A 20134-nucleotide genomic window follows, 5' to 3' on the forward strand; every position below is an offset into this window, starting at 1 on the left:
GCGTTGTCCGGTTCCCCGTGACCCATCCTGGACCGGTCCGGTAGTCCGTTTGGAGGAGCAGGGAGCTATTCCAGCCCGCTTGCGCAAAGTAGTCGCATGAGCGCGGCTAGTTTTCTTCCATGTCAACGACTCAGGAGCACGACGTCACCGCGGAGCTCTTCCGGTGGTCTCCGATGCTCGCGGCGGAGCTGCTGACCGAGATGGGCGTCTCCCTGCCCGCCGCGCACCGGGCGCGGGACGTGTCGGAGTCGTCCACCGACCACAAGACGCGCGAGTACACGGCGGACGCCGCCGTCGTCCTGGAGACCGCCGACGGCCGCGTGGCCGTGGTGGTCGAGGTGCAGCGCGCCAAGGACGAGGACAAACTGTGGACTTGGCCGCTGTACCTGGCCACGCTGCGCAACCGGCAGCGCTGCCCGACCGTCCTGCTGGTGATCGCGCCCGACCCGAAAATCGCCGCATGGTGCGGCACCACCATCGAGACCGGGCATCCGGGGGCCACCCTGACCCCGCTCGTGCTGGGCCACGAGCACGTCCCGTTGCTCAAGGATCCCGAACTGGTCGCGGCCGACCCCGCGATGGGCATCCTGTCCGCGCTGTTCCACGGCGCGGGAGAGCATCAGAGAGAGGTGATCCAGGTCGGGTTCGACAGTACGAACCTGATGGCGGCGCGTGGCGACGAGCGCACTCAGCGGTACTATAACCACATGGTCGCGGTCCTTCCCAGGGCTGCACGGGAGGCTCTGAGAATGAAGATGATGAGCGAGTCCAGGTACTACGACGAGTTCCTCCGCGATGCCAATTCCGAGGGCAAGGCCGAAGGGAAGGCCGAGGGCAAGGCCGAGGGCAAGGCTGAAGGGAAAGCTGAAGGGAAGGCCGAGGCGGTGCTGCAGGTTCTAGAGGCCCGCGGGGTCGTCGTCGACGGCCGGCAGCGGGCCCGGATCGAGACCTGCGGGGCTCCCGAGCAGTTGGACGTGTGGCTCGTCCGGGCCGTCCGGGCGACGACCGTGGACGAGCTCTTCGACTGAGGGTGAGCTTCGGTCGCCCCGGCACCGTTCCCGAAATGTGACGGTCACGTGTGCGGGTCAGGGTGCCGGGCCTGTTCGAGGTCTCGCGCGACGGCCAGTGCGTCGGCGAGTGCTTCGAGAGGTCGACGGCGGGCGGGGAGCCCTGCTCGCGGGTCAGTGCGCCGTCGGGGACGCGGGCCACCCGCCGGTGATCGCCCTTGGACTCACCGAGCATGATCGCGTTTTCCAGTGTCCTGGCGGGCCTGCTCCGCCCCGGCATCCATGGTCTTCGCGGTCCCTGCTTCCGGCGTTGGGAAGATGCGGATCCAGTTGCCGCCGGGGTCGATGACGTGAGTTGTTCTGGTCAGATGAGTGCCCGCTCGGCCAGGGTGGCCGGCTCGCGGCCGTTGACGAGGACATCGTCCGCGATGTGATCCACGCAAGCATGCAGCGAGGGCCGGCCTTGGCCGGGCAGGAGGCATGCCCCGCCGCATCGCCGACGACGAGAACGCGTTCATCGTCTCGATGCCACCACCCTGCGAGCACCTCGCCGACTACAGCGATCGGACGATCAAGATCGGCTCAGGAAGTGAGAACGATGAGCGGGTTCAGGTACTACGACGGGTTCCTCCGCGATGCCTTTCTCAAGGGGAAGGCCGAAGCCAAGGCCGAGGGGCTGGCCGAGGCGGTGGTGCTGGTCCTGGAGGCCCGCGGGGTGGTCGTCGACGGGCGGCAGCGGGCCCGGATCGAAGCCTGTGGGGATCTCGAGCAGTTGGACGTGTGGCTCGTCCGGGCCGCCCTGGCGACGAACGCGGACGAAGTCTTCGAGCAAGGGTGAGTTCCGACCGGCCCTCCCTGCTCGCCGTTCGGACGCCCACCCGAAGTCGTGACGTGCGCGTTTTGTGACGGTGACGAACTTCGGCGATGCTGAGGGCGTGTCAATGGAGACGGAAACCGGTGGCGCCGGGCTGCGCGCCTTCCTGCACGGGCTGCCCGGTGTCGACCGGGTGGGGGCCGAGGAGCGGGCGGCGCGGCTGGCGTCGCGGTCGATCAAGACGTCGGCGAAGGCCGCGGCGATCGACCTCGCGATCTCGATGGTGGACCTCACGACGCTGGAGGGCGCGGACACGCCCGGGAAGGTGCGGGCGCTGTGCGCGAAGGCCGCCCGCCCGGACCCGGACGATCCGAACGTCCCGAAGGTCGCGGCGGTCTGCGTCTACTCCGACCTCGTGGACGTGGCGGTGCGGGCGCTGGACGGGACGGGCGTCGGCGTCGCGAGCGTCGCGACCTCGTTCCCGTCCGGGCGGGCGCCGCTGGAGGCGAAGCTCGCCGACACGCGGGCGGCGGTCGCGGCGGGGGCCGCGGAGATCGACATGGTGATCGACCGGGGCGCGTTCCTCGCGGGCGACTACGCGAAGGTGGCCGACGAGATCGCGGCCGTGAAGGAGGCGTGCGGGCCCGCGCACCTGAAGGTGATCCTGGAGACGGGCGAGCTGGCGACGCTCGACAACGTGCGGCGCGCGTCGTGGCTGGCGATGCGGGCCGGCGGCGACTTCATCAAGACCTCGACGGGCAAGGTGGCCCCGGCGGCGACGCTGCCGGTGACGCTCGTGATGCTGGAGGCCGTCCGCGACTTCCGCGCGGCGACCGGACGGCAGGTCGGGGTGAAGCCGGCGGGCGGCATCCGCACGACCAAGGACGCGATCAAGTACCTGGTGCTGGTGAACGAGACGGCGGGGCCGGACTGGCTGGCGCCCGAGTGGTTCCGGCTGGGTGCGTCCAGCGTGCTGAACGACCTGCTGATGCAGCGCCGCAAGCTGGCCACCGGGGTGTACTCCGGTCCCGACTACTTCACGGTGGACTGATCATGGTTTTCGAGTACGCGCCCGCCCCGGAGTCGGCGTCGGTCGCGAACATCCGCGAGTCGTACGGGCTGTTCGTCGACGGCGCGTTCGCGCGGGGCGGCGGGGAGCCGTTCAAGTCGATCAATCCGGCGGACGAGACGGTCCTGGCCGAGGTCGCGTGCGCCGACGAGGGCGACGTCGACCGGGCGGTGAGGGCCGCGCGGAAGGCGCACGAGAAGGTGTGGGGCCCGATGCCGGGCGCCGAACGCGCGAAGTACCTGTACCGGATCGCCCGGATCGTCCAGGAACGGGCGCGGGAGCTGGCGGTGCTGGAGTCGATCGACAACGGCAAGCCGATCCGGGAGTCCCGGGACGTCGACGTGCCGCTGGTCGCCGCGCACTTCTTCTACTACGCCGGATGGGCCGACAAGCTGGGATACGCCGGGTTCGGGACGGCCCCGAAGCCGCTGGGCGTCACGGCGCAGGTGATCCCGTGGAACTTCCCGCTGCTGATGCTCGCGTGGAAGATCGCCCCCGCGCTGGCCTGCGGCAACACGGTGGTGCTGAAGCCCGCGGAGACGACGCCGCTGACCGCGCTGGTGTTCGCCGACATCTGCAGGCAGGCGGAGCTGCCGGCCGGTGTGGTCAACATCGTGACGGGTGCCGGTGAGACGGGACGCGCGCTCGTCGCCCACGCGGACGTCGACAAGGTCGCGTTCACCGGGTCGACCGGCGTCGGCAAGGAGATCGCCCGGACGGTCGCCGGGACGCGCAAGCGGTTGACGCTCGAGCTCGGCGGCAAGGCCGCGAACATCGTCTACGCGGACGCCGCGTTGGATCAGGCCGTCGAGGGGATCGTCAACGGGATCTTCTTCAACCAGGGCCACGTGTGCTGCGCGGGCTCGCGGCTGCTCGTGCAGGAGTCGATCGCCGACGAACTGATGGAGCGGCTCAAGGCGCGGATGGCGACGCTGCGGGTGGGCGATCCGCTCGACAAGAACACCGACGTCGGGGCCGTGAACTCGGCGGCCCAGCTGGAGCGGATCCGCGAACTGTCGGCGTCCGGGGAGCGGGAGGGCGCGACCCGCTGGTCGCCGCCGTGCGAGCTGCCCGACCGGGGGTTCTGGTTCGCGCCCACGGTGTTCACCGGCGTCGCGCAGTCGCACCGGATCGCGCGCGAGGAGATCTTCGGGCCCGTCCTGTCGGTGCTGACGTTCCGCACGCCGGACGAGGCCGTCGCGAAGGCGAACAACACGCCGTACGGGCTGTCGGCCGGGATCTGGACCGAGAAGGGTTCGCAGATCCTCTGGACGGCGCAGCGCCTGCGGGCGGGCGTGGTGTGGGCGAACACCTTCAACAAGTTCGACCCCGCGTCCCCCTTCGGCGGCTACAAGGAATCGGGGTTCGGCCGCGAGGGCGGACGCCACGGACTGGAGGCGTATCTCGATGTCTGAGCGGCTGGACGTGCGCAAGACCTACAAGCTGTACATAGGGGGCGCCTTCCCCCGATCCGAGTCCGGCAGGTCGTACGTGGTCACCGACGCGAAGGGGCGGTTCGTCGCGAACGCCTCGCACGCCTCCCGCAAGGACGTCCGCGACGCCGTCGGCGCCGCCCGCAAGGCGTTCGGCGGCTGGTCCGGCCGCACCCCCTACAACCGGGGCCAGATCCTGTACCGGGTCGCGGAGATGCTGGAGGGGCGCCGGGTCCAGTTCGCGGACGAGCTGCGCACCGCCGGGCTGTCGAAGGCCGCGGCGTCCGCCGAGGTGGACGCGGCCGTCGACCGGTGGGTCTGGTACGCCGGGTGGGCGGACAAGCTCGCCGCGGTCGCCGGGTCCGCGAACCCCGTCGCGGGGCCGTTCTTCAACTTCTCGACGCCCGAACCGACCGGTGTCGTCGGCGTCGTCGCGCCCGACTCTCCGCTGCTCGGGCTCGTCTCGACGGTCGCGCCCGCGATCGTGTCCGGGAACACGGTGGTCGTCGTCGCGGCCGAACCCGCGCCGCTCCCCGCGATCACGCTGGCCGAGGTGCTCGCGACGTCCGACCTCCCTGGCGGCGTCGTCAACGTGCTGACCGGACGCCGGGACGAGCTGGCGCCGTGGCTCGCCACGCACATGGACGTCAACGCGCTCGACCTCGCGGGCGCCCCGGCGGACGCGGTCGCGGACCTGGAAGAGAAGGCCGCCGGGAACCTCAAACGGGTGGTTCGGCCGGACGGTTCCGATTGGGGTGCGGAGCCGGGAACCGCCCGGATGACGGCGTTCCTGGAGACCAAGACGGTCTGGCACCCGGTTGGGGTCTGAAACCCGAATGACCCAGAGTGTGTAGACCTTCACCTTCTGTGGAATAGATCTCCCGATCATCACAGGGGGGAGATCGCATGCCTGCCAAGACAAGGGCGACCAGGTCGACCAAGGCCAGCACCTCGAAGTCCACCGCCGCGAAGTCCACCGCCGCGAAGTCCACCACCGCGAGGGCGGCCACGTCGCGGACCGCGGCGAAGAAGCCCGCCACGCGGTCGAGCGCCGCGACGGGCCGCTCGTCGGCGGCCGCCGCGACCCGGGTGACCAAGGCGGCGTCCGAGGCGAAGGCCGCGGCGACGCAGATGAAGTCGGTCGCGACGAAGGCGTCGTCGTCGGCGAAGGCCATGACGGCGATGACCGAGGCGATGACGACCGCCACCAAGGCGATGACCGACGCCGCGAAGGCGATGGACGCCGCGGCCAAGGAGATCACCAAGGAGGGCGCGAAGTCGACGACCACCGCCCGCGGGAGCGGGACGACCGCCCGCAAGAGCACGGCCAAGTCGGGCACGGCGCGCAAGACGACCTCGGCCGCGTCGCGCTCCCGGTCGACCACGACCGCCCGGGTGAGCCCGTCCCGCGCGAAGTCGAGCACGGCGAAGTCCGGCACGGCGAAGTCGACGGCGGCCAAGGCGGGCACGGCGAAGAAGAGCGCGCCGCGCGCCTCGACGGCCCGCCGGAGCACGTCGTCCCGCACGACCGCCGCGTCCGCCAAGGGGTCGGGATCAGCCGGCCGGAGCCCGGCCGCCCGAGCCGTCGCCGCCGCCCGGTCGGCCGTCGCGAGCGCGCCGCCCGCCGCGCCGTTCGCCGAGCCGCGGACGTCGCCCGGCGGGTTCCTCAGCGGGCTCACCGGCAACGGGATCGGGCGCGGGCGCTGACCGATGAGGGATGAGGACATCCTCGCCCGCATCGGCGAGTTCGTCGGCGAGGAGCAGGGACTGCGGGAACGTCTCCAGCGCGGCGAGCTGGACCGCGCGGAGGAGCACCGGCGGCTGCGCGACATCGAGGTCGCGCTCGACCAGTGCTGGGACCTGCTGCGCCGCCGCCGCGCGCGGCTCGACGCGGGCGAGAATCCCGACGACGCCAGGGCGCGTCCGCCGGACGAGATCGAAGGCTACCTGCAGTGACGCGGCGCCAGCTGCGGTTCGGGCTGTCGCTCGGCCCGGACTGCGCCGAACCGCTGATCCGCACCGCGCAGGACGCCGACCGGTTCGGCCTCGACCTGCTCGGCGTCCGCGACGAACCGTACCGGCGCGGCACCGCCGACGCGCTGACGCTGCTGGCGTCCGCGCTGGCCGTCACGTCGCGGATCCGGGTGCTGCCCGCCGTGGCGTGCCTGCCGCTGCGCCCGCCCGCCGCCCTCGCCAAGGCGATCGCGACCATGGACCGGTTCAGCGGCGGACGGGCCGAACTCGGGCTCGGCGCCGGCGCGTCCGCGGCCGGAGTCGAGGCGTTCGGCGGCCGGCGTCCGGTCGCGGGCGCGCTGGAGGAGGCCGTCCAGGTCGTCCGCCTGCAGTGGAGCGACCAGGGCGGCCTCACCTTCGGCGGCACGCACTACCGGTTCGCGGCGCCGCAGGCCGGTCCCGCGCCCGAGCGGCAGATCCCCGTCTGGCTCGGGACGGACGGTCCGCGCGGCCTCGACCTGACCGGACGCGTCGCCGACGGCTGGCTCGCGCGGTCCGCGCGCGTCCCGCCGAAGGGCCTGGCGGAGGCGCGGCGCCGCATCGACGCCGCCGCCGCCCGCGTCGGGCGCGACCCGGCCGACATCCGCCGCGGGTACGTCCTGGAGGGGACGATCGCCCGCGACTCGCGCGGGTTCCTGCACGGCCCGCCGCGCCAGTGGGTGCACGAGCTGTCCGAGCTGGCCGTGGGCCACGGCATCGACACGTTCCTGTTCGCGGGCGCCCCGGAGCACCTCGCGGTGTTCGCGCTCGAGATCGTCCCGTCCGTCCGGGAGCAGACGGCGCGGGAACGGACGGGCGCGCGCGGGCGGGCCCCCGGACACGCGCCCGGCCACACGCCCGCCGCCCGCTGAGGACCTACATGCGTTCCGGGGTGGGGACGCCGAGGAGGTGCAGGCCGGTCTCGAGGGTGCGGAGCGTCGCGGCGCAGAGCGCGAGGCGCGACGCCTTCGTGGCCTCGTCCGGGGCCTTCAGCACCGGGCAGTTCTCGTAGAACGTGGTGTAGGCGTCGGCGACCGAGTACACGTACGTCGCGAGCTTGTGCGGCTCGGCGGTGGCACCGGCCTGCTCCAGCGCGGCGCCGAAGCCGAGCAGCGTCAGCGCGAGCGCCCGCTCGGCCGGGTCGCCCAGGACGATCGGGCCGGTCGCGTCCTCCGGCGCGACGCCGCCCTTGCGGAAGATCGACCGGATCCGCGCGGCCGCGTACTGCAGGTACGGGCCGGTCTTCCCGTTGAACGAGATCATCCGGTCGAAGTCGAAGACGTACTCGCTGTCGCGCGCCACCGACAGGTCGGCGTACTTGACCGCGCCCATCCCGACGGCCCGGACGATCTCCGCGCGGGTCGCGTCGTCGAACTCCTCGACGTGCTCGATCTGGTCGAACGCGGCGCCGGCCCGCTCGACGGCCTCGTCCAGCAGCTCGACCAGCTTGACGGTGCCGCCCGCGCGGGTCCGCAGGATCTTGCCGTCGGTGCCGAGGACGTTGCCGATCTGCGCGTGCTCGGCCGCGACCTCGTCGCCGAGCCAGCCCGCCATCCGCGCGACGGCGAACATCATGTCGAAGTGCAGCGCCTGCGGGGCGCCCACCACGTAGATCATCCGGTCGACGTGCTCGGTGTCGACCCGGTACCGGACGGTCGCGAGGTCGGTGGTCGAGTAGTTGTAGCCGCCGTCGCTCTTGCGGATGATCACCGGCAGGGGTTCGCCCTCGCGGCCGGTGAAGCCGGGCGGGAACGCGCACAGCGCGCCGTCGCTGATGACGGCGATGCCCTTGTCCTCGAGCTCCTGGACGGTCGGGGCGAGCAGGTCGTTGTAGTAGCTCTCGCCCTTGATGTCGTCGTCGGTGAGGGTGACGCCGAGCCGCGTGTAGACCGCGTTGAAGTACCGCTTGGACACGTCCACCAGGACCTGCCACAGCCGCAGCGTCTCGGGGTCGCCCGCCTGGAGGGCGACGACCCGGTTGCGGGACCGGTCGGCGAACTCGGGATCGCCGTCGAACTTCTCCCGCGCCGCCTGGTAGAAGGCCGTGAGGTCGCTGACGGACGAGTCGTCCCGCGCGGCGGCCTCCTCGCCGAGGTCGAGCAGGTGCTCGATCAGCATCCCGAAGGGGGTGCCCCAGTCGCCGACGTGGTTGTCGCGGACGACGTCGTGCCCGAGGAACTCCAGGATCCGGGCGATGGCGTCGCCGACGATCGTGGTCCGCAGGTGGCCGACGTGCATCTCCTTCGCCACGTTCGGCGACGAGTACTCGACGACGACCTTCCGCGGCTTCGCGGCCGCCGGGACGGCGAGCCGCGCGTCCTCCAGGGCCCGCTGGGCCTCGGCGGCGATCCACCCGTCGGCGAGCGTCAGGTTGACGAATCCGGGCCCGCTCACCTCGACCTTCGACACGACACCCGTGACGTCGAGGTGCGACACGATCTCGTTCGCCACGTCTCGCGGCTTGCGGCCCAGCTTCTTGGCCAGCGGCAGTGCCACGTTGGCCTGAAGGTCGGCGAACTGCGACGGCCGGATGACCGGGTCGGCGTCCGCGTACGACGGTCCGAAGGCGGCGGCCAGCGCGGCCTGGACCCGGGCGGCGAGTACGTGTTGCGGATCGGGCATGCCCCAAGGCTATCGGCGCGGCGGGGCATCCTCGTCACCGTTTTCCACGCCGCCGTTTCCCGTGACGCGTCAGGCCTTCCCGCCGGGCGCCTCGACCCCGTCCGGGGCGGTGTCGTCGCCGGGAGGCGGCGGCGCGGGCACGGTACCGCCCGTTCTGCCGTCGTTCCTTCCACCGTCACCCGGCTCCGGTGGCCGCCCGTCCGCCGCCTCGTCCGTCCGCCCGTCCGTCCGCCCGTCCGGGCGCCCGTCCGCGCGGCCGTCCGGGCGCCCGTCCGTCCGCTCGCCCGGACGGTCGGCGCCGCCGTCGCCGGACCCGTGCGTCCGCCGGCCGAACCGGTGGCTGCGGGTCAGCGACACCTGCTCGCGGATCCGCTCCACGATGCGGCCCGCGGCCAGCCGGTGCGCCAGCTCGCACGCCGACGTGATCGCGCGCGCGCGGGACGCGCCGTGCGCGATCACGACCGTCCCGTTCAGGCCGAGCAGGACGCCGCCGCCGTAGGTGTCGGGGTCGAGCCGGTCGCGCAACCCCTGCATCCGGCGGCGCTGCAGCAGCGCGCCCATCCGGGCGGTGGTGGTGGACGTCATCGCGCTGCGGATCTCCGCGAACGCCGTCCGGATCGTGCCCTCCATCGTCTTCAGCGCGATGTTGCCGGTGAACCCGTCGGTGACGATCACGTCGACGCCGCCGCGGAGCAGGTCGTGGCCCTCCACGTTCCCGGCGAACTCGATGCCGTGGTTGCCGCTCGCGAGCAGCTCGTGCGCCCGCTTGGCGAGCTTGTTGCCCTTGCCGGGCTCCTCCCCGATGGTGAGCAGCCCCACCCGGGGACGGTCGGCGCCGAGCAGCACCTGCGCGTACGCGGTGCCGAGCGCGGCGAACTGCACGAGGCCCTCGGGTTTCACGTCGGCGGTCGCGCCGGCGTCCAGCAGGATCGTGGGGGCGGGCCGCGTCGGCAGCGTCACCGCGATGGCGGGCCGCATCACGCCCTGCTGGCCCTTCAGCCGCAGCCGGGACGTCGCCACCACCCCGGCGGTGCCGCCCGCCGACACCAGCGCCGACGCCCGACCCTGCTTGATCAGGTGGCAGGCGATCGCGATGGACGAGCGGGGCTTGCGCCAGCTCGCCAGCGCGCCCTCGCCCATGTCGAGGGCCTCGTCGGCGTGCACGATGGGGATCTCGCCGATGATCCCGTACCGGTCGAGCTCGCGGCGGATCCGGGGTGCCTGGCCGACCAGGACGAGCCGGACGTCGTGCTCGCGCACCGCGTCGACCGCGCCCGCGATGATCTCCTCGGGCGCGTTGTCGCCGCCCATCGTGTCGACGGCGATCGGCAGCGGGCGGACCGTCCGGGCCGTCCGGGCCGTCCCCGCTCGGCGGGCCGGCGCGGGTCGCGACGGCTCGCCCCTGCCGGACGTGCTGCCGGACATGGTCGCTCCAGACGGGTGAACGAGCACGGCGTGGAATGCGGTGCTCTGCGATGATGCAGCTCATCGCATGGTAGGACGTTCTTTCACCCGTTCTGACGACCCTCGCCCGGAGTGGCGATCCTCACGTGCGATCGCGGGTGCACGTGCAGTCGCCGGAGGGTCCGGTTTCCGGCCGACCGATTCGTCCTGCTCGCCCGGCTCGTCCTACTCGTCTTTCTCGCAGTCCTTGCCGATGCACGCGGCGTTCTCCACGACCGGCTTCCCGTCCACGAGGATCGTGTAGAAGGAGTCCTGCGTCTCCAGCTGCCCGCTGCCGAGGACCTCGACCGGCTTCTTGTCGGCCGTCGTCCCCGTGCAGGACACGCGCAGCCGCTGCTTCGACGCGCCCGGCGTCTCCTCGCATTCGAGCGGCCCCGCCAAGGTCACGCCGCGCGTCTCCAGCTCGGCGGCCGCCATCGACGGCATCGCCTTCTGCAGCTGCGCCTGCGTCTCGTAGGGCAGTTCCCTGCCTCCGGTCACCAGCACGATAGCGGCGGCGGCGACCCCGCCCAGCACCAGCAGGGCGGCTACCGCCGAGCCCATGATCGCGGCCTTCTTCCGAGTCATCTCCACGGAGCCGATATCGCCCTGTGTGCGGAACCATATGCGGTGAGTGGTCGGTTTTTCCTCGCCGTATGCGGATCCTTGGGCCGGGGCTAGGAGCAGTCGGGGCCGAGGCAGTCCGTGCGGAAGATCTCGCGCTCGCCCACGGTCACGACGTACAGCTCCCGCGGGCGCGGCGTGTCGGCGCCGTGCGCGACGCCCCGCACGGTGACGGCCTCGCCCGCCCGCGTGGAGGTCGTGCAGTGCACCCGGACGAGCGCGTCCGAGCCGGTCTCGGGCAGCTCGCAGTCGGGCCGGTCCGCCAGCTCGACGCCGCGCGCCCGCAGCTCGTCGGCCGTCCCGTCGCTGACCGCGTTGCGGTACGCGCCCTCGGAGATCCGCTGCATCGGCTCGCAGCCCGACACCGCCACGACCGCGAGCAGCGCCGCGCCGGCGACCCCCGCGCGCCTCACGCCGTCTCCTCGTGCCGGGCGGCCGGCGCGTCCGGCCGCGCGGGCGGTGCGTCCGGCGGTGCGTTCTGCGGGTCGCGGTGCACCTCGGCGACCGCGGCGGCGACGGCGTCCGGACGGTCGAGGTGGATCATGTGGCGCGCCTCGGGCAGCTCGACCCGCCGGCCTCGCGGGGACATCGCGACCAGGCGGGCGTGGCCGTCCGCCCAAGCCTGCCTGCACCCGTCGCGCCGGACGTCCCCCAGGGCCGTCAACACCACCAGGGGGACGGGCGGGAGCGGTCGGCGCGCGCGCAGAGCGGCGAGGTCGGCGGCCATCTCCCGGTAGGCGCAGTTCTCCGCGAGGATCGTGCCGAGGACCGTCCCCCGCCCGTACACCGACCGGACGTCCGAGTCCGGAGCGGGATCGCCCTCGCGGGTGGTGTGCCGGAGCACCGCGCGCCGTCCCCGCGGGCCCGCGACCGCCGCCGCGCCGGTCAGGTCCAGTAGCGCCCCGGCCGCCATGAAGGCCGGGGTCAGGACGGGCGAGAGCCGCATCCGCGCGCGGGCCGCGCCATGCTCGTGACTCGGGTCGACCAGGACGAGCGCCCGGACCAGCTCGGGCCGGACGCGCGCCAGCGCCTCCGCGCAGAACGCCGCCATCGAGTGCGCGACCACCGTGACCGGCCCGTCCCCGGCGCCCTCCGCGAGGGCCGCGGCCAGCGCGACGTCCCGGCGCAGCGACGGCGGCGCGGCCCCGGCCGGGCTCGCCCCGAGGCCGGGACGGTCGAACACGGTCACCCGGTGGGCGTCCCGGAGCAGGGCGGCCACGGGGTCCCAGTCGAACCACGCGCCGCCGAGCCCCGAGTCGAGCAGCAGCGGCGGCCCGTCCATCGGCCCCGAGCGGACCACGTGGACCTGCTCGCGCCCCACGTTCACGATCTCGCTCATCCCGACCCCTCCGGACGGACGTCGCGCGGTCGGCCCGCGTGCGCGCGGGCGGCCCGCGCTCGGTCGGCGTGCAGGGCCCACGCGATCGTCAGCAGGCCGAGGCACAGGATCCCGATCTGGAAGCGCTGCACGATGCCGAGCCACTCCCCGTGGTACATGGCCGCGAGCGTGACCAGGGCGAACATGGACTCGATCAGCGCGAGCATCCAACCCCAGCGGGCCAGCGGGGGCCACCACCCGTACCGGCGGGCGGCCAGCGACAGCAGCAGCAGCGCGGCGACGCCGCAGACGATCACGGCGCTGCTGGTCACGGAGTGGAACGCGTGCGAGAACGACACGTGCGACGACCGCTCCCGCAGCGCGCACGACGTCTGCAGGCTCGGCGCGCAGTCGAGCGGGAAGACCGCGTCCCCGACGGCGCAGAGCCCGAACAGCCCGAGGAAGGACCAGCCCGCCGTGGCCAGGGGGCGCCGCCGCAGCTTGCGCAGCGCGCCCGCGACGATCGCGAGCGTCAGCACGCCCGTGAGCGCGTCACCGCCGCCGTAGACGAGCCGGAACGGCTGGTCGGCCGCCGACAGCTCGCTGACGTACCCGTTCACGGTGTCGAGCCGGGGGCTGAACAGGTGCTCCAGCAGGAACGACGCGTAGCAGACCGCCGCCGCGCAGGCCAGCACGGCCATGTACCGGGGGGCCGCACCGGGCCCGTCCGGCCCGTCGGGCCCGCCGCGTCCGTCCGGGCCCGTCGCGCCACCTGCCGCACCGTCCGCCGTCGCGCCTCCCGCCGCCTCGCCCGCCGTGTCGCCCGCCGTGTCGCCCGCCGGGCCGGCCGTGTCGCCCGCCGGGCCGGCCGTGTCGCCCGCCGGGCCGGCCGTGTCGCCCGCCGGGCCGGCCGTGTCGCCCGCCGGGTCGGCCGTGTCGCCCGCCGGGTCGGCCGTGTCGCCCGCCGGGTCGGCCGTGTCGCCCGCCGGGTCGGCCGTTCCCCTGGCGTCCGCCGAGTCCACCGCACACCCCCTAGCACCGCACGGGTCACGACAGTATTTCCGAACATCGGGGTGGTGTGACCTGCGCCGCGTTTCCGGGGCCCGGCGAGGGCGCTCGCACGCGGACGCATGACGTCGCGTAGTCGTTTACAAGGCGCCTCCCGTCCACGATCATGGCCGGGTGATTTGTCGGGATCCTGACTGACCAGGCTTGCCCCGTACCGTGTGTGGGGTATCAATTCGGCAGGAAACGCCCGAGGACTGTTCAATGGGGGTGACTTGCCTGCCCTGTGCTCACAGTCCGTGACGGCGCGCCCCTCCGGCGCGTCGCGCCCGCCGACAGCAAGGAGTACCAGCACGTGACACTGGTGAACGACGCGGCCCCCGCCATGCGATCCACCGGTCGCAAGTTCCGCGCCTTCACGGCGAAGCACCTCGACGAGCTGACCGCTCGTGCCGGGCTCTCGCCCGCGGAGCGGCTCGCGACCCGGGCGGTCGCGACCGTCCTGCCGTTCCGGACGAACGCCTACGTCATCGACGAGCTGATCGACTGGACGGCCGCGCCCGACGACCCCATTTACCGGCTCGTCTTCCCGCAGGAGGACATGCTGCCGGCCGAGGACGTCGCGCACCTGTCGGACCTGCTCGCCAGGGAGGCGCCCAAGGCGGAGGTGGAGGCCGCCGCGCACGCGGTGCGGATGAAGCTGAACCCGCACCCGGCCGGGCAGATGGAGCTCAACATCCCGAGCTTCGGCGACGGCAAGATTCCCGGGATGCAGCACAAGTACGACGAGACCGTCCTGTACTTCCCCAAGCAGGGACAGACGTGTCACGCGTACTGCACGTACTGCTTCCGGTGGGCGCAGTTCGTCGGCGAGCCCGACCTGAAGATGGCCGGGGACGAGCCCGCCGCGCTGCGCGACTACCTGGTCGCGCACCCCGAGGTCACCAGCGTCCTGTTCACCGGTGGCGACGCCATGATCATGGGCGAGCCGGTGCTGCGCCGCTACCTCGAGCCGCTGCTGGAACTGGAGCAGCTCGAGTCGATCCGCATCGGCACCAAGTCGCTCGCGTACTGGCCGCAGAAGTTCGTCACCGACCCGGACGCCGACGCCATGCTCCGGCTGTTCGAGCAGGTCGTGGAGTCCGGCAAGAACCTCGCGTTCATGGCGCACTTCTCGCACCCGCGCGAGCTCGAGCCGCTCATGGTCACCGAGGCGTGCCGCCGCATCCGCGACACCGGCGCGATCATCCGCACCCAGGCTCCGCTGATCCGCACGATCAACGACGATGCGCGGGACTGGGAGACGATGTGGCGCGTGCAGACGCGCATGGGACTCGTCCCGTACTACATGTTCGTGGAGCGCGACACCGGCCCGCAGGACTACTTCGCGGTTCCCCTGGCCGACGCCTACGAGATCTTCCGGGACGCCTACAGCAACGTGTCCGGGCTCGCCCGGACGGTCCGCGGCCCGTCCATGTCCGCCACGCCCGGCAAGGTCTGCGTGGACGGCGTGCTGGAGCTGTTCGGGGAGAAGGTGTTCGCCCTGCACTTCATCCAGGCGCGCGACTCCGACCTGGTCGGCAAGCCGTTCTTCGCGAAGTACGACCCCGAGGCGGTTTGGCTGGACGACCTCGAGCCCGCCTTCGCGGACCGCTTCCCGTTCCAGGAGTGATCGTCCCGCCGTGGCGCGCCCGTCCGTCCATCCGGACGTGCGCGCCACGGCCGCGGGACGGGCTCGCCCGGGACGGCGCTCACGCCTGCGGTGCCCGCACGCCCGGCGTGTGCCCGTACTCCTTCGTGAACGCGGTGATGAACGCCGACGGGCTGGCGTAGCCGACGAGCGGCGCGACCTGCGTCACCGGGGTGAAGCACAGCAGCACGCGTGCGGAGCGCAGCCGCAGCTGCGTGCGCCACCGCGTGTACGGCATGCCGAACTCGCGGACGAAGTCGCGCTGCAGCGTCTTCACGCTCACGCGGAGCCGCTCGGCCCACTCGTCCAGGCGCGTCTGGTCCGCGGGGTCGCGCGACAGGGCCCGCGCGACGGTCAGCGCGATGCCCGTCCCGGACGGCCCGCGCCCCGGCGGCGCGCCCAGCCCGGCGACGATCCGGCGGCGCGCGGCGAGCGCGGCGGCCTCGTCGCAGTCCCGGCGCGCGAGCCGTTCGATCAGCCGCGCCGTCTCGCCGTCGATCGGCACCGGCCCGGCGCGCAGCCCCGCCAGTCCCGCCGGGACCTCCCGCAGGCAGATCCGGTAGACGGTCTGCCGGTCGCCCGCCCGCACCTCGTGGTCGACCGTGCGCCGCACCCAGTACGCCTCGACCGGCGCGGTGATGAACCCCTGGGACGTCCCGAGCGGCCCGTCCGGCGACCAGTACAGCTGGTGCAGGAAGTCCTGCCGGCTCCGGCCGAAGTCGATCCCGCCGGACGAGCGGTACTTCAGCACCAGGACACCGTTCGGGGCGCCGAGCCCGTACCCGTACTCTTCGCGGTCCTCCGGATCGTGACTCCAGGCTGGCACGGCCCCGTCCTCTCGCAGTCATGGCGAGGCACCAGCATCTCGCGGTCATCGAGGGGAAACAGCGGATCTTTCCGCAGGGCGGATGCCCGATGCCCGCCCAGGGGGGAGGCCCCCTGGGCGGGCATCGCGGATCAGCTGCCGTATTCGGGGGCGATCACGGCGCGGGCCAGGGTGTGGGCGGTGATGTTGAAGCCCACGACGGCCGGGGAGGTGTCGGAGTCGAGGCCGAGGGACTCGACGTCCAGCGCGTGCACGGTGAAGACGTAGCGGTGCGGGTCGCCGGGGGGCGGGGCGGCGCCGCCGTACGCCTTCACACCGAAGTCGTTGCGGGCGTGCACGCCGACCTTGGCGTCCTCGGTCCCGGCACCGGTCTGCAGCTCGATGACCTCGGCGGGGACGTCGAACAGCGACCAGTGCCAGAACCCGCTGCCGGTGGGGGCGTCCGGGTCGAAGCACGTCACCGCGAAGCTCCTGGTCCCGGCCGGGAACCCCGACCAGCGCAGGTGCGGGGACTCGTTGCCGCCGGAGAAGCCCCAGTCGTCGAACACGTGCGCGTCGCCGAGCCGCTCGCCGTCGGCGACGTCGTCGCTCGTGACGGTGAACGACGGAACCTGGGGCAGGAACTCGTGCGGAAGCGGCGGCTTGCCGGCCATCGCGACCTCCTCGTGAGACGGATCTTCGTGTCGGTCCATCTCTACCAGCCGCGCGCCGCTCCGGTGCGGGGTCCCGCCACTTGCCGGGCGGGTCCGCCGCTCACCCGGCCCGCTACTTGCCGGTGGCTTCGGTGTAGGCCGGGATGACCTCGTCCGGGGGGCCGTCCATGTGCATCTTGCCGTCGTCGATCCAGATGACCCGGTCGCAGGTCTCCTTCACCACGTCGAGCTGGTGCGCGACCAGGAACACCGCGCCGGCCTCATTGCGGAGCTCCTCGATGCGGCGCTTGCTCTTGGTCTTGAACTTGGCGTCGCCGGTCGCGAGGGCCTCGTCGATCAGCAGCACGTCGTGCGTCTTGGCCGCCGCGATCGCGAACCGGAGGCGGGCGCCCATGCCGGACGAGTACGTCCGCATCGGGTATTGGATGAACCCCTCCTTGAGCCCGGCGAAGTTCACGATCTCCTGGTACTTCGCCTTGGTCTCGGTGGGGGACATGCCCATCGCCAGGCAGCCGAGGACGATGTTGCGCTCGCCCGTGAGGTCCTTCATCAGCGCCGCGTTGACGCCGAGCAGGGACGGCTGCCCGTCGGTGTAGACGCCGCCGCGGTGCGGCGGCAGCAGGCCCGCGATGGCCTTCAGCAGCGTCGACTTGCCGGAGCCGTTGGTGCCGATGATCCCGACGGCCTCGCCGCGGTAGGCGACGAACGACAGCCCCTTGATCGCGTGGACCTCGGTCATCGTCGGGCGGTTCCGGCGCCGGATGACGCGGGAGAACGCGCTCGCGGCGTTGCCCTTGCCGCCCGCCCCGAACACCCGGTAGACGATGTGCAGGTCGTCCACGACGACGATCGGCTCGCGCGTCGGGTCGACGGCGAACTCTCCACGGACCTTGGTGTCAGCCACGGCCGTAACGCTCCTCGGCACGGTAGAAGAAGTAGAACCCGCCGATCAGCATGGCGACGGCCCAGCCGACCGCGTACAGCCACAGCTGGCCCATGGACGTCATGCCCAAGGTCGTCTCCACGTAGTTCCGGTACTCGCCCAGCAGGGCGTGCCTGCTCAGCTCCAGGAAGACGTACGCGGGGTTCGCCTCCAGGATCTCCCCGAGCCACGGGTGCTTCTCGAGCAGCTCGTTGCCGTTCATGAGCTGCGGCAGGCTGAAGATCACGCCGGACGCGTACAGCCAGGTGCGCATGACGAACGGGAGCAGCTGCGTGATGTCGCGGTTGAACGCCCCGAGCCGCGCCATCACCATGCTGATGCCCACGTTGAACATCAGCTGGAGCATCAGGATCGGGATGAACAGGAACATGTAGAACGTGAGCGGTTCGCCGAACGCCAGGATGATCGCGAACAGGACGACCAGCGCCAGCAGGAGTTGCTGCAGTTCGACGACCGCGATCGCGAGCGGCAGCGTCGCGCGCGGGAAGTGCAGCGCCCGGATCAGCGAGAGGTTGTCCCCGACGGACTTCGATCCGGCGGTGACCGACCGCTGCGTGAACCCGAACAGGAAGACGCCCGTCACCAGGAAGGGGATGAAGTCGGGGATTCCCCGGCTGAGTTTCAGCAGCAGGCCGAAGATCAGGTAGTAGACGGCCGCGTTCAGCAGCGGCGTCAGCACCTGCCACACCTGACCGAGGCGCGAGTCGCTGTACATCGAGATGTTCTTCGCCGAGGCGAAGGCCCAGATGAAGTTGCGCCTTGCCCACACGTCTCGGAGGTACTTGCGCAGCGGGGGGCGCGCCGCGCTCTGCCTCAGCCCATGCCGTGCGGCGTAGTCGGCCAGCTTCTCGTTCACGTGAGGAGGCTCCGCGATCGTGCCGACCGACTCGCCACCCGGGGAACCGAGCCGTTCCGGGTGACTCATGCCGGGAAGCTTATTGCAGTCGATGTTGTCCGAGTGACGTTCGCCCGCATGTGACCCCCGATTTGAGATCTTCCCGGAATCATGTCGGCGCCTCTGGGGATACCCGGAACATGCGCGTCAACCACTCGAGGGCTCCCTCCGGCCCGCCCGGAACCGCGCAAACCGCGTCCCGGCGCGTGTCCGCGGTCGAGCATAGACCCCCCCGCCGGCCCCCTCGCCACCGCTGGCCGTGGCTGCTGCGGCGGCTCGGCCGCGCGGACCGCTGGGCGTTCGACCAGGTGGCCGCCACGCACCTGCCCGGCCTGGAGTACGTCCTGCCCCGGCTGTCCCGGTTCGCCGACAACGGCGTGCTCTGGTTCACCACCGCGGGCGTCCTCGGGATCGCCGGACGGCCCGCGCTGCGGCGCGCGGCGCTGCGCGGGGCGATCGGGATCGCGGTGGCGAGCCCGGCGGTGAACATCATCGGCAAGCACGCGTTCCGGCGGAAGCGGCCGGTCGTGGACCTGGTGCCGCCGATGCGGATCCGCTGGAAGCTGCCGACCTCGCACGCGTTCCCGTCCGGGCATTCCGCGTCGGCCGCCGCGTTCGCGACCGGGGTGGCGCTGGAGGCGCCGGCCGCGGTCGCCGCGCCCGTCGCGGCGACCGCGGCCGCCGTCGCGTTCGCCCGCGTCTACACCGGCGCCCACTACCCGGGGGACGTGCTCGCGGGCCTCGGCATCGGCGTGCTCGCCGCCGTCGGCACCCGCGTGGTGTGGCCGCCGCGGCCCCCGGCGGCCCGCATCGCCCCGGGCGGCGCCGAGTTCGACGGCGTCCGCGTCGACCAGGAGGGCCGCGGAGTCGTCGCGGTCGTCAACACCGGGTCGGGCGACGGCCCGTCCGCGCTCCTGCCGACGTCCACCGACATGACGATCGGGCTCCTGGAGCGCGAGCTGCCGGAGGCCGAGATCGTCCGGCTCGGTCCGGACGACGACGTCGACAAGGTGCTCGGGGAGGCGGCGGAACGCGCCGACATCCTTGCCGTCGTGGGCGGGGACGGGACCGTGAACGCGAGCGCGCGCGCCGCACTCGTCCACGACGTCCCCCTGCTCGTCGTGCCCGGCGGCACGTTCGACCACTTCGCCCGCGCGTACGGGATCGAGAGCCCCTCCGAGGCGATCGCCGCCTACCGGAACGGACGTCTGGGCCGGGTGGACGTCGGGTCCGTGCAGAGCGGCAACGAGGAGCATCTGTTCCTCAACACCGCGAGCTTCGGCGCCTACACCGAGATCGTGGACCGCCGCGAGCGGCTCGAGGGGCGGCTCGGCAAGTGGCCCGCGCTCGCCGTGGCCGCCGCCCGCACCCTGCGCCACTCCCGGCCGGTCGAGCTGGACGTGGACGGGCACCGGCGCAACGTCTGGCTCGCGTTCGTGGGGAACTGCGCCTTCGGCTCGCCCGGCGCCGCGCCGGTCTGGCGGCGGCGGCTCGACGACGGCCGGCTCGACATCCGCATGGTCGCGACCGGCCACCGGGTGCCGCGCGCCCGCGCCGTCCTGGCCGTCCTCGCCGGTCACCTGCCCCTCATGCCGGGGTACCGGGCGTGGCGGGCCGGGGGCCTGGAGCTGTGGTCGCCCCCGGGCGGGCTCCGGCTGGCCCGGGACGGCGAGGTGTCGACGATGGCGGGCACCATCCGGTTCGGCAAGCACCCGCGGGCGCTCACCGTGTTCCGCCCCGCCGACCGGTGGGCGGGCTGACAGCCGGAAGGTCCGAATATCGGCGAGACGTCCGGGTAGG

General features: G+C 72.6%; 19 protein-coding genes and 1 pseudogene. 10 read left to right on the forward strand and 10 right to left on the reverse strand.

Annotated features, from left to right (window positions below; genetic code table 11):
* The first annotated feature begins 119 nt into the window (after positions 1-119).
* The 8 genes from F7P10_RS42670 (at position 120) to F7P10_RS25580 (ending at position 7187) form a co-directional block, all read left to right on the forward strand.
* The gene (locus tag F7P10_RS42670) at positions 120-1028 is read left to right on the forward strand and encodes a hypothetical protein (RefSeq protein WP_176611652.1); all 909 of its coding nucleotides are present in this window, start codon (positions 120-122) and stop codon (positions 1026-1028) included.
* A gap of 577 nt (positions 1029-1605) precedes the next feature.
* Positions 1606-1845: a hypothetical protein gene (locus F7P10_RS25550; protein ID WP_151012922.1), complete on the forward strand. Its 240-nt coding sequence runs from the start codon at positions 1606-1608 to the stop codon at positions 1843-1845.
* Positions 1846-1948: 103 nt separating this feature from the next.
* Positions 1949-2872, forward strand: a complete 924-nt coding sequence (deoC, locus tag F7P10_RS25555; protein WP_151012924.1) for a deoxyribose-phosphate aldolase — start codon at positions 1949-1951, stop codon at positions 2870-2872.
* A 2-nt stretch (positions 2873-2874) separates the two neighbouring features.
* Entirely contained in the window at positions 2875-4305 is a 1431-nt protein-coding gene (locus F7P10_RS25560) for an aldehyde dehydrogenase family protein (protein WP_151012926.1), read from the forward strand.
* On the forward strand, positions 4298-5152 hold the full coding sequence (locus tag F7P10_RS25565) for an aldehyde dehydrogenase family protein (RefSeq protein ID WP_151012928.1): 855 nt from the start codon (positions 4298-4300) through the stop codon (positions 5150-5152). The genes F7P10_RS25560 and F7P10_RS25565 overlap by 8 nt, the downstream gene beginning before the upstream one ends.
* A gap of 77 nt (positions 5153-5229) precedes the next feature.
* Positions 5230-6030, forward strand: coding sequence for a hypothetical protein (locus F7P10_RS25570; protein WP_151012930.1), 801 nt, complete (start codon positions 5230-5232; stop codon positions 6028-6030).
* 3 nt (positions 6031-6033) lie between these two features.
* Entirely contained in the window at positions 6034-6279 is a 246-nt protein-coding gene (locus F7P10_RS25575; protein WP_151012932.1) for a DUF2630 family protein, read from the forward strand.
* On the forward strand, positions 6276-7187 hold the full coding sequence (locus F7P10_RS25580; RefSeq protein WP_151012934.1) for an LLM class flavin-dependent oxidoreductase: 912 nt from the start codon (positions 6276-6278) through the stop codon (positions 7185-7187). Before F7P10_RS25575 ends, F7P10_RS25580 begins: the two co-directional genes overlap by 4 nt.
* Before the next feature lie 4 nt (positions 7188-7191).
* Here the strand turns inward: F7P10_RS25580 and argS are convergent, their stop codons facing one another.
* The 6 genes and pseudogenes from argS to F7P10_RS25610 form a co-directional block, all read right to left on the reverse strand.
* On the reverse strand, positions 7192-8937 hold the full coding sequence (gene argS, locus F7P10_RS25585) for an arginine--tRNA ligase (RefSeq protein WP_151012936.1): 1746 nt from the start codon (positions 8935-8937) through the stop codon (positions 7192-7194).
* A gap of 351 nt (positions 8938-9288) precedes the next feature.
* Positions 9289-10248: pseudogene (gene plsX, locus F7P10_RS25590) on the reverse strand (phosphate acyltransferase PlsX); the annotation flags it as partial.
* 318 nt (positions 10249-10566) lie between these two features.
* Positions 10567-10968, reverse strand: a complete 402-nt coding sequence (locus tag F7P10_RS25595) for a hypothetical protein (RefSeq protein WP_254716012.1) — start codon at positions 10966-10968, stop codon at positions 10567-10569.
* Between the two features lie 89 nt (positions 10969-11057).
* Complete coding sequence (locus F7P10_RS25600) at positions 11058-11417, reverse strand: hypothetical protein (protein ID WP_151012940.1); 360 nt, start codon at positions 11415-11417, stop codon at positions 11058-11060.
* Positions 11414-12343, reverse strand: a complete 930-nt coding sequence (locus tag F7P10_RS25605; protein WP_151012942.1) for an alpha/beta fold hydrolase — start codon at positions 12341-12343, stop codon at positions 11414-11416. Before F7P10_RS25605 ends, F7P10_RS25600 begins: the two co-directional genes overlap by 4 nt.
* The gene (locus F7P10_RS25610) at positions 12340-13344 is read right to left on the reverse strand and encodes a DUF998 domain-containing protein (RefSeq protein ID WP_254716013.1); all 1005 of its coding nucleotides are present in this window, start codon (positions 13342-13344) and stop codon (positions 12340-12342) included. The genes F7P10_RS25605 and F7P10_RS25610 overlap by 4 nt, the downstream gene beginning before the upstream one ends.
* A 338-nt stretch (positions 13345-13682) precedes the next feature.
* On the opposite strand from F7P10_RS25610, the gene F7P10_RS25620 reads away from it, so the two are divergent.
* Entirely contained in the window at positions 13683-14999 is a 1317-nt protein-coding gene (locus F7P10_RS25620; RefSeq protein WP_254716014.1) for a KamA family radical SAM protein, read from the forward strand.
* Positions 15000-15078: 79 nt separating this feature from the next.
* Here F7P10_RS25620 and F7P10_RS25625 read toward each other — a convergent pair whose 3' ends face one another.
* The 4 genes from F7P10_RS25625 to F7P10_RS25640 all read right to left on the reverse strand — a co-directional run bounded on the left by F7P10_RS25625 (position 15079) and on the right by F7P10_RS25640 (position 18295).
* Entirely contained in the window at positions 15079-15843 is a 765-nt protein-coding gene (locus F7P10_RS25625) for a helix-turn-helix transcriptional regulator (protein WP_151012944.1), read from the reverse strand.
* A 131-nt stretch (positions 15844-15974) separates the two neighbouring features.
* On the reverse strand, positions 15975-16496 hold the full coding sequence (locus F7P10_RS25630) for a YbhB/YbcL family Raf kinase inhibitor-like protein (protein WP_151012946.1): 522 nt from the start codon (positions 16494-16496) through the stop codon (positions 15975-15977).
* A 112-nt stretch (positions 16497-16608) separates the two neighbouring features.
* Positions 16609-17400, reverse strand: coding sequence for an ABC transporter ATP-binding protein (locus F7P10_RS25635; protein WP_151012948.1), 792 nt, complete (start codon positions 17398-17400; stop codon positions 16609-16611).
* Positions 17393-18295 carry an ABC transporter permease gene (locus tag F7P10_RS25640; RefSeq protein ID WP_254716015.1) on the reverse strand — a complete coding sequence of 301 codons (903 nt, stop codon included), beginning with the start codon at positions 18293-18295 and terminating at the stop codon, positions 17393-17395. Before F7P10_RS25640 ends, F7P10_RS25635 begins: the two co-directional genes overlap by 8 nt.
* A 245-nt stretch (positions 18296-18540) precedes the next feature.
* Between F7P10_RS25640 and F7P10_RS25645 the strand changes: the two genes are divergently transcribed.
* Positions 18541-20094, forward strand: coding sequence for a bifunctional phosphatase PAP2/diacylglycerol kinase family protein (locus tag F7P10_RS25645; protein ID WP_254716016.1), 1554 nt, complete (start codon positions 18541-18543; stop codon positions 20092-20094).
* Positions 20095-20134: the final 40 nt, after the last annotated feature.

The sequence above is a fragment of the Actinomadura sp. WMMB 499 genome, from assembly GCF_008824145.1.
Classification (GTDB): Bacteria; Actinomycetota; Actinomycetes; order Streptosporangiales; family Streptosporangiaceae; genus Spirillospora.

Coding starts and splice junctions, on each gene's coding strand:
- F7P10_RS42670 (WP_176611652.1), top strand. CDS start 120: ATGTCAACGACTCAGGAGCACGACGTCACCGCGGAGCTCTTCCGGTGG.
- F7P10_RS25550 (WP_151012922.1), top strand. CDS start 1,606: ATGAGCGGGTTCAGGTACTACGACGGGTTCCTCCGCGATGCCTTTCTC.
- deoC (WP_151012924.1), top strand. CDS start 1,949: ATGGAGACGGAAACCGGTGGCGCCGGGCTGCGCGCCTTCCTGCACGGG.
- F7P10_RS25560 (WP_151012926.1), top strand. CDS start 2,875: ATGGTTTTCGAGTACGCGCCCGCCCCGGAGTCGGCGTCGGTCGCGAAC.
- F7P10_RS25565 (WP_151012928.1), top strand. CDS start 4,298: ATGTCTGAGCGGCTGGACGTGCGCAAGACCTACAAGCTGTACATAGGG.
- F7P10_RS25570 (WP_151012930.1), top strand. CDS start 5,230: ATGCCTGCCAAGACAAGGGCGACCAGGTCGACCAAGGCCAGCACCTCG.
- F7P10_RS25575 (WP_151012932.1), top strand. CDS start 6,034: ATGAGGGATGAGGACATCCTCGCCCGCATCGGCGAGTTCGTCGGCGAG.
- argS (WP_151012936.1), bottom strand. CDS start 8,937: ATGCCCGATCCGCAACACGTACTCGCCGCCCGGGTCCAGGCCGCGCTG.
- F7P10_RS25595 (WP_254716012.1), bottom strand. CDS start 10,968: ATGACTCGGAAGAAGGCCGCGATCATGGGCTCGGCGGTAGCCGCCCTG.
- F7P10_RS25605 (WP_151012942.1), bottom strand. CDS start 12,343: ATGAGCGAGATCGTGAACGTGGGGCGCGAGCAGGTCCACGTGGTCCGC.
- F7P10_RS25630 (WP_151012946.1), bottom strand. CDS start 16,496: ATGGCCGGCAAGCCGCCGCTTCCGCACGAGTTCCTGCCCCAGGTTCCG.